At 67.0% G+C, this 14567-nt stretch carries 15 protein-coding genes; 3 read left to right on the top strand and 12 right to left on the bottom strand.

The genetic code is table 11. The annotated features are described in order from the left end of the window. The first annotated feature begins 1 nt into the window (after nucleotide 1). Entirely contained in the window at nucleotides 2-943 is a 942-nt protein-coding gene (locus IE92_RS0103395; protein WP_051701897.1) for a hypothetical protein, read from the top strand. Further along, nucleotides 927-1874, top strand: coding sequence for an AraC family transcriptional regulator (locus IE92_RS16380; protein ID WP_030143468.1), 948 nt, complete (start codon nucleotides 927-929; stop codon nucleotides 1872-1874). Before IE92_RS0103395 ends, IE92_RS16380 begins: the two co-directional genes overlap by 17 nt. A 184-nt stretch (nucleotides 1875-2058) precedes the next feature. Here IE92_RS16380 and IE92_RS0103385 read toward each other — a convergent pair whose 3' ends face one another. After that, nucleotides 2059-2877 carry a polysaccharide deacetylase family protein gene (locus IE92_RS0103385; protein WP_030143467.1) on the bottom strand — a complete coding sequence of 273 codons (819 nt, stop codon included), beginning with the start codon at nucleotides 2875-2877 and terminating at the stop codon, nucleotides 2059-2061. A gap of 220 nt (nucleotides 2878-3097) precedes the next feature. Between IE92_RS0103385 and IE92_RS0103380 the strand changes: the two genes are divergently transcribed. Continuing rightward, nucleotides 3098-4246: an aminotransferase class V-fold PLP-dependent enzyme gene (locus IE92_RS0103380; protein ID WP_030143466.1), complete on the top strand. Its 1149-nt coding sequence runs from the start codon at nucleotides 3098-3100 to the stop codon at nucleotides 4244-4246. Here IE92_RS0103380 and nusB read toward each other — a convergent pair. The 11 genes from nusB to IE92_RS0103325 form a co-directional block, all read right to left on the bottom strand. Continuing rightward, nucleotides 4239-4658, bottom strand: a complete 420-nt coding sequence (gene nusB / locus IE92_RS0103375; RefSeq protein WP_030143465.1) for a transcription antitermination factor NusB — start codon at nucleotides 4656-4658, stop codon at nucleotides 4239-4241. The genes IE92_RS0103380 and nusB overlap by 8 nt on opposite strands. A 2-nt stretch (nucleotides 4659-4660) precedes the next feature. Then, nucleotides 4661-5224, bottom strand: coding sequence for an elongation factor P (gene efp / locus IE92_RS0103370; protein WP_030143464.1), 564 nt, complete (start codon nucleotides 5222-5224; stop codon nucleotides 4661-4663). A 106-nt stretch (nucleotides 5225-5330) separates the two neighbouring features. Next, nucleotides 5331-5774: a type II 3-dehydroquinate dehydratase gene (gene aroQ, locus IE92_RS0103365; RefSeq protein WP_030143463.1), complete on the bottom strand. Its 444-nt coding sequence runs from the start codon at nucleotides 5772-5774 to the stop codon at nucleotides 5331-5333. Nucleotides 5775-5793: 19 nt separating this feature from the next. Then, nucleotides 5794-6879, bottom strand: coding sequence for a 3-dehydroquinate synthase (gene aroB, locus IE92_RS0103360; protein ID WP_030143462.1), 1086 nt, complete (start codon nucleotides 6877-6879; stop codon nucleotides 5794-5796). Continuing rightward, nucleotides 6876-7388 (bottom strand): shikimate kinase, encoded by a 513-nt coding sequence (locus IE92_RS0103355; RefSeq protein WP_081864092.1) that lies wholly within the window; start codon nucleotides 7386-7388, stop codon nucleotides 6876-6878. The genes aroB and IE92_RS0103355 overlap by 4 nt, the downstream gene beginning before the upstream one ends. Continuing rightward, complete coding sequence (gene aroC, locus IE92_RS0103350; protein WP_030143460.1) at nucleotides 7381-8601, bottom strand: chorismate synthase; 1221 nt, start codon at nucleotides 8599-8601, stop codon at nucleotides 7381-7383. The genes IE92_RS0103355 and aroC overlap by 8 nt, the downstream gene beginning before the upstream one ends. An 81-nt stretch (nucleotides 8602-8682) precedes the next feature. Further along, nucleotides 8683-9555: a shikimate dehydrogenase gene (locus IE92_RS0103345; protein WP_030143459.1), complete on the bottom strand. Its 873-nt coding sequence runs from the start codon at nucleotides 9553-9555 to the stop codon at nucleotides 8683-8685. Beyond that, nucleotides 9555-11114, bottom strand: coding sequence for an endolytic transglycosylase MltG (mltG, locus tag IE92_RS0103340; RefSeq protein ID WP_051701898.1), 1560 nt, complete (start codon nucleotides 11112-11114; stop codon nucleotides 9555-9557). Before mltG ends, IE92_RS0103345 begins: the two co-directional genes overlap by 1 nt. 2 nt (nucleotides 11115-11116) lie before the next feature. Beyond that, nucleotides 11117-11596 (bottom strand): Holliday junction resolvase RuvX, encoded by a 480-nt coding sequence (gene ruvX / locus IE92_RS0103335; protein WP_030143457.1) that lies wholly within the window; start codon nucleotides 11594-11596, stop codon nucleotides 11117-11119. Beyond that, entirely contained in the window at nucleotides 11593-14253 is a 2661-nt protein-coding gene (gene alaS / locus IE92_RS0103330) for an alanine--tRNA ligase (RefSeq protein ID WP_030143456.1), read from the bottom strand. The genes ruvX and alaS overlap by 4 nt, the downstream gene beginning before the upstream one ends. 43 nt (nucleotides 14254-14296) lie before the next feature. Continuing rightward, entirely contained in the window at nucleotides 14297-14500 is a 204-nt protein-coding gene (locus IE92_RS0103325; protein ID WP_030143455.1) for a hypothetical protein, read from the bottom strand. Nucleotides 14501-14567 lie beyond the last annotated feature (67 nt).

Here is a 14567-nt window from a genome sequence, read left to right as displayed (position 1 = left end):
CATGCCCACCGAGACTTCGCTCCCCACGCCGGTGCGCCTGGAACCGGGCGTGCAGCGTGAGCGCACCCTCGCCCATGAGACCCGCGCCGACACGCTCACCGCGGGCTGGCGCGCGCGACGTCAGAGCGGGGAAAAACACGCGATCGAGGACTTCCTCTTCACGTACTATCCGATCAAGCCCAGCATCCTGCGGCGCTGGCATCCGGGCGTGGGCACCGCGATCGAGTGGCCCGAGGATCGCGAGCTTCCCACTCGGTATATGCGCCTGGCCGATGGAACCATCACGGTGGATGCGACCTCGCTGCTGCGCGACCGTGCCCGCCTGATCGACTTTGTTGAGTTCCTGCTGACCCGCACCGGCGAGCGCGCCGCCCGCTTCGACTGCTTCGGCCTGCACGAGTGGGCGATGGTCTATAAGCAGGATCCCGAACAGATCCGGCACAACGGCGTCCCGCTGCGCCTCTCCCCGTCGGCCACCGACGCGGTGGTCGAATCCCACCGGGTGGGCTGCTCCCACTTTGACGCCTATCGATTCTTCACCCCCGAGGCCGAGCCCCTCAATCGACTCTCCCCCACCCGGGAGAACCAGCCCGAGATGGAGCAGGCCGGCTGCCTGCACGCGGGCATGGACCTCTATAAGTGGATCGCCAAGCTGGGCCCCCTGGTCCCCGGCGAACTGCTGCTGGACTCATTCGAGCTGGCCCGGGATATCCGCACGCTGGACATGCAGGCCTCCCCCTACGACGTGTCCTCCTACGGGCATGCGGCCGTCACTATCGAGACCGATGCGGGCAAGGCCGAGTATGTGCGTGCCCAGCGCGGGTTCACCGAGCGCTCGAACGCGATCCGCGCACGGGTGCTCGCGGTGATCGCGGCGGCACGCGCCGGGGTTGCCCCCACCCCCCTGAACTTCCCCCGAGACGCGCGTGTCGGGGCGGCGTGAGGATTGGGCCCGCACCTTTGACGGGCTCGATTTCTATGCCGCGCGCCTCACCGTCCACGGATCCCGCGCCCTCGCGGCCAATACCGGGCTGGCGAACTACCTGCGCGCGGCCAACGTGGTACTGCACGAGCTCGACGACAACGCGCCCCTGCGCCTACGCCTGGCGCAGTTTCCGCAGCTGAGCTTCGTGCGGGTCGCGATGCCGGCCATCCGGATGGAGTGGCCCCGGGATGCGCAGTCGGCGGATCGGGCAGCCATCGTCATCATTCTCGGCGGTCGAATACATGTTCGAACCGAGGGGGCGCTGCTCACCCGTGAGCCCGGACTGTTCTATATTCCGCCGGGCACCGAGCCGCTGTGGATCGACGTTCTCGACACCGATAACGAGGTGCTCTACATCAGCCTGCCCGCGGGACTGGTCGCCGACATTCCGCTGGCCACGGCGAGCGCCCACGTTCCCTCCCTGGACCCCTCGCTGCTGGCACCGCTGCTGGCCTTCACCACCGGACTGTTTGCGGTAGATTCCGAGCAGGCACCGCTGATGGCACCGCTGCGCCTGGTCGCCGAGGAGGTCACCCGATCGCTGGTGCGCCTGATCAGCGGCGATGCCCCGGCCCGGGACGATCCCTATGCACGCGCTCTCGACCTGATCGCCGTCGAGTACCATGCCCAGTCGCTGCGCATCGCCGAGATTGCGCGCCGCCTGGGTGTGGCCCCGCGCACGCTGCAGGCCGAGTTTGCCCGGCGCGGGGACACCGTCAGCGGGGCGCTGCGTCGAGCCCGGGTGAGCGAGGCGCGGACGCTGCGGAGCGCCAATCCGGGACTCTCGATGAGCGAGATTGCTCACGCGACCGGGTTCGGATCCGCCTCGGCCCTGTTCCGTGCGCTGCGCGATGATGCCGGGGACCGAGATGCGCTCGGCGCCATTTAGCGCAGACCGGCTGTCGTTTCGCGCAGCGCCCCGGCACGCGGTGATCCATTCCCAGTAGACAGGGAGGGAGGTTCACCTCCCTAGAACAGAGCGGGCATCCCACCCGAACGGCTCAGCCGCGGATGCCCGCTCAATCCCTTCCGAGGCTCGTCCGCCCACGCGCGGGGAGATCACGCGTGGGGCGCTAGCCCTGGTAGATATCGCGCAGGGTCACCGTGCGCAGACCCCGCTCCTGGACGATCTTCTCCAGCTGATCAAACACCTCGGTCACCGGCGTATGGTTGGCGTGACCGATCACGATGTGTCCGGGCAGGAACCATTGATCAGCAAAACTCACCACCTGGTCGGGCGTGATCAGCCCCGAGTCCGAAAGCGACCCGTACCAGAGCACCGGAACCGTGTAGCCGATGCTCGCGGCCACCGCATCGGTGTGCGCGTTGTGGTAGCCAAACGGCGGACGGTAGTAGGGCTTGGCGCTCACCCCGAAGGTCTTTTCGATGAACTCGTCGTTTTTGGTCAGCTCATCCCTGATCTGCTGATCACTGATCTTGGTCAGCGCCGGGTGGTCCCAGGTGTGGTTGCCAATCTGAATCTGCCCCGATTGCACCATCGGGCGCAGCTTATCGGCCACCTGGGTCCAGGAGGGATAGTGGCCGTTCACAAAAAACGTCAGCCGGGTGCCGGTGCGCTGGGCAAAGTCCACGTACTTTTCGACGGTTTCGGGATCCGCGCCGTCATCCACCGTCCACGCCAGATAGTTCCCACCCTTGGGCAGCCCGGTAATCGCACCGGTGGGAAGCGGCGCCTTTGTCGTGGGCAGCGGGAGCTGCGCAATCGGGGTATCCGAGGGCGAGGGGGAACCCGAGGGCTGGTCGCTCGGACCTGCCGACGGCAAGCCGGAGGACGAGGGGGTCCCCATGGTTTCCGAGTGCACGGCGCAGCCGCCGGTCAGAAAAACGGTGGCGGCCAGCACACCGGCGGCAAGAAGGGCAGAGGATCGCATGAGATCAGGTTATGGCGCGGAATCCAAACTCTCCGTAGCGTCAAAGCAGATCCACAGAATCGCCATAGTTTCGTTATTTTTGCCCACCCGGGTCCCGGAAAATCACCCATCGAACACATGTTCTAATCGCGAATTTCGCACCGTAACTCCGGGTGGTTTAGCATCAAAATTGACGGGCTCATTCGAGGGCCCCGCATCACACTCAGCACTGGAGCACCGCGTGAACCTCCCCCTCCTGTCCCCGCTCACCCTCGCCGATGGGACACCCGCCCGGACGGCCTGGGCATTCGCCCCCGGCGTGGTGCCACTCAATCACGGCTCGTTCGGTGCGGTCGCGAGCCCGGTCATTGCCGCGCAGCGAGAGCTGCAGCGCACCGCCGAACTCAGCGCGGTGGGCTGGTTCCCGTTTGCCGCCGAACGCACCCGGTTGGCGCGCGAGGCCGTGGCGGGATTTGTGGGGGCATCCCCCGCCGATACAGTCTTTGTTCCCAATGCCTCGGCCGGTGCCACGGTGGTTTTGAACGCGCTGCGGCTCGCCGCCGGCGACGAGATCCTGGTGACCGATCACGGCTACGGTGCCGTGCTGATGGGGGTGCGCCGACTGGCCCGGCGCACCGGAGCCCGGGTCACCATCGTGCCGATCGCGCTGGAGGCCGATGATCAAGAAATCCTGGCGACCTTTACCGCGGCGATCACCCCGCGCACCCGGCTGATCGTGGTGGATCAGATCTCCTCGGCCACGGCCAAGGTATTCCCCACCGCCGCGCTCACCACGCTGGCGCACGCCCACGGCGTCCGTGTGCTCGTGGATGGTGCCCACGCACCCGGGCTGGTCGCCGATGCGGCGCGGGTAGCCGGAGCGGATTGGTGGTTTGGAAACCTGCACAAGTGGCCGGCGGCCCCGCGCGGTTCGGCGCTCCTGGTGACCGCCGCTGAGGACCGCGACGACCTGTGGCCGCTGATCGACTCCTGGAACGCGGAGCTGCCCTATCCCGAGCGCTTCGATATGCAGGGCACCCTGGATATCACCTCCTACCTGGCCTCACCGATCGCCGTGGATTTTATCGAACACACGTTCGGTTGGGATCGCGCCCGCGCGGCCATGACCACCGGGGTCGAGGCGGCGGCCGCCCAGGTGGCCGCCGCGCTGGCCCCTCATGTCGCGGGCTCCACCCGACCCGAGGTGGCCGACCCCGCCCCGGCCATGCGCCTGATTCGACTCCCGGGCACCCTCGGGTCCACCCGCGAGGAGGCCGACGGGCTGCGCGAGCGCCTCTTTGCCGCCACCGGTATCGAGTCCGCCTTCACCAGCTTCCGCGGCATCGGCTACGTACGCCTGCCCGCCGTTATGTACGGGATACCTAGCTGACTGCGTTGGCCTGGGCGATCTTGCCCAGCAGGCCGTTCACAAACCCGGCGGAGTCATCCGTCGAGAACTGCTTGGCGGCCTCCACGGCCTCGTCGATGGCCACGGCCACCGGGACCTGCGGGTTGAACAGCATCTCCCAGACGCCGATGCGGAGGATCGCACGATCCACCACGGGCATCCGGGCGAGGGTCCAGCCCTGCGCGTAGGTTTCCAGCTGCTCGTCGATCTCGGCGGCGTGATCAAACACACCGTCCACGATCTCGCGTGCGTACAGCCACGATGCCTCGCGCGCGGGTTCGTGCGCGGCGCGCGCGGCCTCGGCGGTCAGGATCACGTGGATCGGCTGATCGCGGACGTCCGCGCCGTACAGCATATCGAGTGCCCGCTTGCGGGCTTTAGTTCTGGCGCTCACTACTAGTCGTTCACGCGGCCCAGGTAGTCACCGGTGCGGGTGTCTACCTTGACGCGGGTGCCGCTCTCAACAAACAGCGGGACCTGGATCTCGTATCCGGTCTCGATGGTTGCCGGCTTGGTGCCACCGGTGGAACGGTCGCCCTGCAGGCCCGGGTCGGTGTGGGTGATGGTGATAACCACCGAGGCGGGCAGGTCCACGTACAGCGGGTTGCCGTTGTTCAGGGCGATGGTGACGGCCTGGTTCTCCAGCAGGAAGTTCGCGGCGTCGCCAACGACGGCGGCGGGAACGTTGATCTGGTCGTAGTCGGTGGCGTCCATGAAGACATAGGCATCGCCATCGGCGTAGAGGTAGGTGAAGTCGCGGCGGTCGACGCTCTCAAGCTCGATCTTGGTGCCGGCGTTGTAGGTCTTGTCTACGGTCTTGCCGGAGACGACGTTCTTCATCTTGGTGCGCACGAATGCGCCACCCTTGCCCGGCTTGACGTGCTGGAAGTCGATTACGGTCCAGAGCTGTCCGTCAATCTTGAGGACAACGCCGTTCTTGATGTCAGCGGTAGATGCCATGAAAAGCGGTTCCGTTCAGTTAAAAAAGGTACGATCGGGTGCGACCGACCCACCCATCTTAGTAGACGCGCCGTGAACCTTCAAAGAACGGCGCGCGCGGGCCCGCCTAGCGGCCGGAGAATCCGGTCAGCTGAACCAGGGCGAGACGGTAGGAATCGAATCCAAATCCGGCGATCACCCCGGTGGAAACGGCCGAGATGACGCTGGTGTGCCGGAACTCCTCGCGGGCGTGCACGTTGGAGATGTGCACCTCGATCAGCGGAACCCCGGGCTCATGGAGCAGCGCGATCGCGTCCCGCAGCGCATAGCTGTAGTGGGTCAGGGCACCCGCGTTGAGGATCACCGGGGTGCCCGCATCGGCGGCCTCGTGGATCCACTCCACCAGCTGCCCCTCATAGTTGCTCTGACGCAGGTCGATCTCGACTCCCTCGGAGGCGTCTTCCTGGAGGATGCGCTTGAGGTCGTCGAGGGTCCCCGAGCCGTACACCTCGGGCTGGCGGGAGCCCAGGCGGTTGAGGTTCGGGCCGTTGAGGACAAGGATGCGGGTCATGATCGCAGACTACCGGATCCTAGGACCCGATCTCCTGATATGCGGCAAACAGCAGCGAGGTTTCCGGGGCGGTCAGCACGCTGGGCTTGCCGATATCGTCCAGCACGATGAAGCGGAGCATGCCCGCGCGCACCTTCTTATCGCGCTGCATGGTGGCCAGCAGCGTGTTCCAGCGGCCCACCGGATAGCTGGTGGGCAGATCCAGCGAGTCGAGGATCGCGCGGGTGCGGTCCACGGCCTCATCGGAGAGGCGTCCGGCCAGGCGCGAGAGTTCGGCGGCAAACACCATGCCCACCGCAACCGCGGCACCGTGACGCCACTGGTAGCGCTCGGCGTGTTCGATCGCGTGCCCCAGGGTGTGCCCGTAGTTGAGGATTTCGCGCAGACCCGCCTCGCGGAAGTCCTCGCCCACGACCCGGGCCTTCATGTCGATCGAGAGCTCGATCACCCGGCGGAACTCATCGGTTTCCGGGTTGGTGGCCACGGCAACATCGGCCTCGATGATGTCGAGGATCTCCGGGTAGTAGATGAACCCAGCCTTGACGATCTCGGCGAAGCCGGTGAGGATCTCGTTGCGCGGCAGGGTGTCGAGCACCGAGAGGTCGGCGAAGACGGCCGAGGGGGCGTGGAACACACCCACCAGGTTCTTGCCCTCGTTGGTGTTGATGCCGGTCTTGCCACCCACGGCGGCGTCGACCATTGCCAGCACCGAGGTGGGCAGCGAGATGAGCTTAACCCCGCGCAGCCAGGTGGCCGCCACGAAGCCGGCGAGATCGGTGATGGCGCCGCCACCGAAGCCAATCACGGCATCGGTGCGGGCAAAGTCGGCCTGTCCGAGGATCTGCCAGCAGAATGCGGCGACCTCCACGCGCTTAGCGGCCTCGGCATCGGGGACCTCGGCCAGCAGCACCTGATAGTGCTCGGCCAGGGTTTCACGCAGCGCGGCTGCGCGTGCCCCCAGGGTCGGCGGGTGCACGATCAGCACCTTCTGCACACCCTCGCCGAGCACGGCGGGGATGCCGCCATAGATGTCTCGGCCGATGATGACCTCATAGTCACCCTGCGGGGAGGAAACGGGAACGACGGTGGGTTCGGGGGTACTCATGAGTTCTCCTTAGCCCACGCGGCAATCTTGCCACCGAGGGCGGTGATGTGTCCGGCGGAGGTGTCAAAGCGAACGCTGGCAACCTCCTCGTACAAGGCGCGACGCTCGGTGAAGATGCGCAGCCAGGCGTCGGGGTCGTTCTGCACCAGCGGGCGCTTGCCGCCACGCAGGCGTCCGCGCACCACCCGCTCCGACACGGTCAGGTAGATGGTGGGCAATTCGCGCAGGGTAGCGCGGGTATCGGCATCCAGCACCGATCCCCCACCGAGCGAAACCACGGCGGGTTCGGTGAGGGCCTGGGCCACCACCTCGCGTTCGATGGCGCGGAAACCGGCCTCGCCCACCCGCTCGAAGATTCCGGCGATCTCGCCGTGCTCGGCGACGATGCGCTGGTCGGTGTCGATGAACGGGCGATCCAGGTCGCGGGCGAGCCGGCGACCAATCTTCGTTTTTCCCGAACCCATCGGACCGACCATCGCGATCGTCTTGGGGACGTGCTGATTACTCACCGGCGGCGAGCTCCGGGTTGGAGGCCTCGGCGGTGTGCAGGTTGGCGGCCAGGTGCGCGCGGTAGGCGTCGAGGTTGCGACGGGTCTCCACGATCGAGTCGCCCCCGAACTTCTCCAGCACAGAATTGGCCAGCACGAGCGCAACCATGGCCTCGGCCACCACGCCGGCGGCGGGCACGGCACAGACATCCGAGCGCTGGTGGTGGGCACCGGCGGCCTCGCCGGTTGCGGTGTCCACGGTGCGCAGCGAGTGTGGCACGGTGGCGATCGGCTTCATGCCGGCGCGCACGCGCAGCACGGTACCGGTGCTCATGCCGCCCTCGATGCCGCCCGCGCGGTCGCTCGAACGTACGATCACGCCGTCCTCGATGAACAGTTCATCGTGGGCGGCCGAACCGCGACGACGGGTGGTCTCGAAACCGTCACCGATCTCGACACCCTTGATGGCCTGGATACCCATGATCGCCTGCGCCAGCTGGGCGTCGAGGCGACGATCCCAGTGCACGTGCGAACCCAGTCCGGGCGGCAGGTTGTAGGCGAGCACCTCAACCACGCCACCGATGGTGTCGCCGTTCTTCTTGGTGTCATCCACCTCGGCGACCATCTTGGCCGAGGTCTCGGCGTCGAAGCAGCGCAGCGGATCGGCGTCCAGCGCGTCCACGTCGCCGGGCAGCGGCAGGGCGGTGCCGTCGGGAACGCGGATCGGTCCGATCGCGATGGTGTGCGAGACCAGCTCGACACTCAGCTCGTTCAGGAACGACTTGGCCACGGCGCCGAGGGCCACGCGGGCCGCGGTCTCGCGGGCGCTGGCGCGCTCGAGGATCGGACGAGCCTCGTCAAAGTTGTACTTCTGCATGCCCACCAGGTCGGCGTGACCGGGACGCGGACGGGTCAGCGGCGCGCCGCGACCACGAGACATGTCCGACAGCTCCACCGGCTCCGGGCTCATGACCTCGGTCCACTTGGGCCACTCGGTGTTACCCACGCGCAGCGCGACCGGACCACCCAGGGTGAATCCGTGACGCACGCCACCGGAGATGTGCAGCTCGTCGGCCTCGAACTTCATCCGCGATCCGCGACCATAACCGAGCTTGCGGCGGGCGAGGTCCTCACGGATGGCGTCCATCGACACCGGGACGCCCGACGGCAGCCCCTCAACGATTGCGATCAGTTCCGGGCCGTGAGATTCTCCGGCGGTGAGCCAACGAAGCATGGCACCTATCTTTCCCTCGTCGCGGTGACCCGCGCATGAACATCTGAGGCCGGCGTGCACGGGGCATCCGGCGAAAAACCGCTAACTGGGGGTGGGTGTTGCGGGCAGCTGCAGCCCCACCGCCGCATACATGTCGGCGAGGACCGCGTGCTCATCGGGCAGAGGCAGAGCGGGGTTGTGCCCCACAAAGATCCGCACCTGGATAAGCGCCTGGCGGACCAGCATCTCCAGTCCACTGACCACGATACCGCCTTCGGCAACCCACTCGCTCGCCAGCGCGCTGGGCCAGGGCGAATAGGCCACGTCAAACAGGATCGTGCGTGCCCGCAGATCCGCCGGGAACACGATGCCCGAGGAGGCCCCGCCGGGCAGGGTAGAGATCACCAGGTCGGTATCGGCGGCCACCACATACTGATCAAACCGGCGGATTTCCAGGGTGATCCCCAGGGCATCGGCGATGGGTTCGAGGTGCGCAGCCCGATCCGGGGTGCGCGCAAAGACCCGCACCGCGTGGGCACCGAGGCGGGCGGCGGCCACCAGCGCGCTGGCGGCGGTTGCACCTCCGCCCAGAATGTCGACGCCCCCGCGCGGCAGGGGGTTCTCCCCCACCAAACCGCGCACCGCGTCGGCAATCCCGGCGATATCGGTGTTGAATCCGCGGGGCGCCTCCCCGGGCACGAGCAGCAGCGTGTTGACGGCACCGGTCAGGATCGCGTTCTCGTCGCGCTCGGCGGCGATCCGGAACGATTCCCCCTTGAGCGGCATCGTCAGCGAGAGACCACGCCAGGACTCATCCAGCCCGGCCAAAATCCCGGCCAGTTCGGCCTCACCCACCTCGCGGCGACCGTAGTCCCAGTCCTCCAGCCCCAGGCGCGCGTAGGCGGCCCGATGCAGGTCGGGGGAACGGGAGTGATCAATCGGCGAACCGAAGACCGCGAGGTGTGTGGTGGCCACTAGCAGCCCTTACCGGGGTTCGCCGAGCACCAGTCTCGCAGCTGCTTGACCGCGGCCTCGTGATCGGCATTGTTGTTGGTGAAGACGGTCTCACCGGTGGTGAGGTTCACCGTGACAAAGAACAACCAGTCGCCGTTGGCGGGGGCCATGGCAGCCTTGATCGCATCGTCACCGGGGTTGCTGATCGGCCCAACCGGAAGCCCGTCGCGCTCGTACGTGTTCCAGTCGTTTTTGTCCCGGAGGGACTCGGCCGAGGACCACACCGAACCATCGGCCTGCCCCTTGCCGTACTGGGCGGTCGAGTCCATCTGTAGCTTCATCCCCGCGGCCAGGCGGTTTTCGATGACCCGGGAAACCTTGGCGAAGTCGTCGGTGGCCCGCGCTTCACGCTGCACGATTGAAGCCACGTTGAGGATGCGCTCGTACTGATCGGCGGGCACGCCCGCATCGGTCAGGGCGCGCTTGGTGCGATCCACCATTGTCTGTAGTGCCTGGGCTGCGGTGGTGCCCTTGGGGAACGTGTAGGTGGCCGGGAACAACCAGCCCTCCATCGTGACGGCTTCGGGCGGCAGACCGAAGTTTGCCGGGGATGCCGCGACCGCCTGAACATCGGCCTCGGGCACGCCGATCGCCGCGGCCAGCGCGGGAAGGATCGTGCGTCCGGTTTCACCCTCGCGAATGAGCAGGCCGCCCTCGAGGCGGTTGCCGGGCTTCAGCAGCGCGTTCAGCGCGGCCTGGGCACTCATCTCCTTGCGCAGCGAGTACATGCCCGGGTGGAATACCGGTTCGCTGCTGCTTCCCACCAGGAGCTGGTAGAACGACTCGACCGAGGCGGTCACGCCGGCTTTGAAGAGCGTGCGCGCGACCGCGGTTCCGTCGTCCCCGTCGGCGATGGTCACGGTGATCTGACCGGTACCCTCGCCCTCAAAGTCCTTCACTTCCATCGAGGAGATCCGTTCGATCAGCTTGGGGATGACCGGGCCCAGCGTCAATGCGCCCACCCCGACCAGGGCCGCCACCACGAGCACGCTGATGCCCGCGACCACGAACCCGCGCCGACGGCGCTTTTTGGGCTTGGTCGTGGAGCGCAGGGCCTCCGTGTGCTGGGCCAGCGCCGCCTCGGCCTCGGCGCGGCGCTGCGCCCGGGTCTCGGCAATCTGGGCCTGTTCGCGCGCCTCGCGCCGACTGGTCGGCGTGGGCAGCACGGGATCGGGCTCCTGGAGTGCCCGTTCGTGAGCCTCCAGGACATCCCGGGGAAGCTCGCCGGTCAGCTCGGAAAACACGTGGTTGAGGACGTCCTCCACGGGCTCCTCGGGGTGAGAGGATCCCACCGGACCGGAGGCCTCGCCTCGCACAATCGACTCGCTCGGCACCGAGGTCTCCCCCGACGCGGGAGTCGCGCCCGGTGCCGAAGTCTCCCCCGACACCGAGGCGTCCCGTGCGGCAGATCCCTGCGCGGAGGAGGCACCCGGTGCCGAAGCGGCGGCCGGATCGACGGGGCCGGAGGAACCTCCGGGGGTCAGGCGTTCGGGGAAACGTCCGTTCTGAGGGTCGGTCACACTCAGGCTCCTTCGTCGGTGAGCACCGGTTCACCGGGCGCGATCCCCCGGCCGCGCTCGGTGTCCAGGGCGTGTTGGAGGATGATAACCGCGGCGACCTGATCGATCACACCGCGCGACTTCTTCTGGGAGCGCCCCACGCCGCGCATCGCCTGGTGGGCGGTCACGGTGGACAGACGCTCATCAACCAGGCGCACCGGAGTGCCGAGGCGAGCGATCGCCTCGGCAAATCCCACGGCGTCCTCGGTTGAGGGGGTGCGGTCGCCGCTCAGCGAGAGCGGCAACCCCACAATAATTTCCACCGGTTCCAGCTCGGCAATGTGCTGGCGAATTGCCGCCAGATCACTGCCGTCCTCGGCGCGCGCCACGGTTTCGATCGGGGTAGCCAGCAGACCATCACGGTCGCTGCGAGCTACCCCGATGCGGGCTTTGCCCACGTCGATACCGATGCGTACACCGCGGCGGAAACCCTCGTGGGTCACGCGCGCCCGATCTGCTCGGTGATCGCGGTCAGCGCGGCGGGAATCGCCGTCACATCCTGACCGCCACCCTGAGCGAGATCCGGCTTGCCGCCACCGCCACCGCCGAGCACACCGCTGGCGAGCTTGACCAGCGCACCGGCGGCCACACCGGCATCGCGTGCGGCCTGGTTGGTACCCACGATGATGACCGGACGACCGGAGACCTCGGCGGCCAGGGCCACCACGGCGGCCTCGGCACCCAGGCGCTCACGCACACCGGTCACCAGCGAACGCACGTCGTCGCCCGAGGCAACCGAACCGAGGTTCTGGGCGATCACGCGCACCTGACCGGCAACCTGGGCGGTCTCGATCAGCGCGGGGATCTTCTCGGCGAGGGCCTTGGCCTCGAATCCGGCGATCTTCTTCTCGGCGGCCTTCAGACCGGTGACGAGCTCCTGGATTTTCTCCGGCAGCTGCTCCCGCGGGGTCTTCAGGCTGCCGGTGATCTGCTGCACCAGCGCGCGCTCGGCGGCCAGCTCACGGAAGGCCTCGCGACCCACCAGGGCCTCGACACGACGGTTGGTCGATCCCACCGAGGACTCGCTGATCAGGCTGACCAGTCCGATCTCGGCCGAGGAGCGCACGTGCGTTCCCGCACACAGCTCGCGCGACCAGGCACCGTTGATGTCCACCATCCGCACGCGGTCGCCGTACTTCTCACCGAACAGCGCCATCGCCCCGAGCTCGCGCGCCTCGTCGAGGCCGAGCACGCGGGTGATGACCTCGTGGTTACCGAGGATCGCGTCGTTGGCGATGTCTTCGATCTCGCTCTTGGTCTCGGCCGAGAGGGCCTGGTTCCAGGAGAAGTCGAGACGCATGTAGCCGGCCTTGTTGTAGGAACCGGACTGGTGGGCGTCCTGACCGAGGGTCTGGCGCAGCGCGGCGTGCACGAGGTGGGTACTGGAGTGTGCGCGGGCGGCGCTCTGACGGTAGTCGGCGTCCACGATCGTGGTGGCCTCGTCACCCACGGCGACGGTGCCCTGATCGATCAGCACGGTGTGGCTCACCAGGCCCTTGACCGGACGCTGGACATCCAGGACCTCGGCCTCGAAGCTCGAACCCACGATGCGGCCCTGGTCGGAGTCCTGACCACCGGACTCGGCGTACAGGGTGGTCTCGGCGAGGATCAGCTCGGCGGTCTCGCCGGCCTTCGCGGCGGGCACCGAGGCGCCGTTCACGATCACACCGATGACCTTCGAGCCGGTGATCAGCTCGTCATAGCCGCGGAAGTCGGTCTCGCCCAGCGCACGGAAGTCGCTGTAGACGGAGAGGTCGGCCAGGTGGCCCTTCTTGTTCTTGGCGTCGGCCTTGGCGCGCGAGCGCTGCTCGCTCATCGCCTGGTCGAAGACCGCGCGATCCACGCGGAGACCCGCCTCCTCGGCGATCTCCAGGGTCAGGTCGATCGGGAAGCCGAAGGTGTCGTGCAGCAGGAACGCGGTCTTGCCACTCAGGGTCGAGTTGCCGGCGGCCTTGGTCTCGGCCACGGCAGCATCGAGGATCTCGGTGCCCCCGGCGAGGGTGCGGAGGAAGGTCTCCTCCTCGGCGAAGGCCACCCGCGAGACGCGCGACCAGTCGGCCTCCACCTCGGGGTAGGACGCCTTCATCGCGTCGCGCGAGATGGCGAACAGCTCGGGGAAGCTCGCGGCCTCGTAGCCCAGCAGACGCATGGCACGCACCACCCGGCGCAGCAGGCGGCGCAGGATGTAGCCGCGACCCTCGTTGGACGGGGTCACCCCGTCGGTGATCAGCATCAGCGAGGAGCGCACGTGGTCGGCGATGACGCGCAGGCGCACGTCATCCTCGTGGTTGGCACCGTAGGCGCGACCCGAGAGCTCGGCGGCGCGGTCCAGGACCGGGCGCACCTCGTCGATCTCGTACATGTTCTCGACACCCTGCTTGATGAACGCCACGCGCTCCAGGCCCATACCGGTGTCGATGTTCTTCTTGGGCAGCTCACCCTTGATGGTGAAGTCGGTCTTGGACTTCACGTCCGAGACCAGGTACTGCATGAACACCAGGTTCCAGATCTCGACGTAGCGGTCATCATCGGTGGCCGGGCCGCCGTCGATGCCGTAGGCGGGGCCACGGTCGAAGAAGATCTCCGAGCAGGGACCGGCGGGGCCGGGCTGACCGGTGGACCAGTAGTTGGTGTCGGCGTCCAGACGCTGGATGCGCTCGGCGGGCAGGCCGGCGATCTCGGTCCAGTACTGGATGGCCTCGTCGTCATCCTTGTAGACGGTGACCCAGAGGTCCTTGGGGTCAAACCCGAGCTTGCCGTCTTCCTCGCTGCCGGTCAGGAATTCCCAGGCGAAGGTGATCGCGTCCTTCTTGAAGTAGTCACCGAAGGAGAAGTTGCCGTTCATCTGGAAGAAGGTACCGTGACGCGGGGTCTTGCCCACCTCCTCGATGTCCGAGGTGCGGATGCACTTCTGCACGCTGGTCGCGCGGTGGAACGGGGCGGGAATCAGCCCGGTGAAGTAGGGCACAAACGGAACCATGCCGGCCACCGTGAACATCAGCGTCGGATCGTCGCTGATCAGCGAGGCGGAGGGAACTACGGTGTGGCCGCGCTCGGCGAAGAAGTTGAGCCAGCGCTTGCGAATTTCGGCGGTTTTCATGGGTCCGTTCTACTGTCGTTGGGGAGGGGAAGAGTCCGACGACTTACTTGGTGGTGGTACTGATGTCGCTATCCTCGCGAAGCTCGGCTTCGCGCAGCTTGTACGAGTCGGCAACGATGTCACCAAACTCGCGCATGCGTCCGTCGAGTTCGCTGAAGAACCGGCGACCGCGGGTGGTCTTGTTCACCTCGTGGGCGACAACAAATCCCGCGGCAATACCCGCGAGGAAAATGAGGAAGTTTTTCACTGGAGTCTCCGAAATCATGAGGGTGAGTGGGCAACCACCCCACAATCTTAGTGCGCTGAGGTGGTAA

Source organism: Mycetocola saprophilus (genome assembly GCF_000718085.1).
GTDB classification, from domain to species: Bacteria; Actinomycetota; Actinomycetes; order Actinomycetales; family Microbacteriaceae; genus Mycetocola; species Mycetocola saprophilus.
The sequence above is the reverse complement of the archived record's forward strand: the minus strand, read 5'-3'. Positions and strand labels throughout refer to the sequence as shown.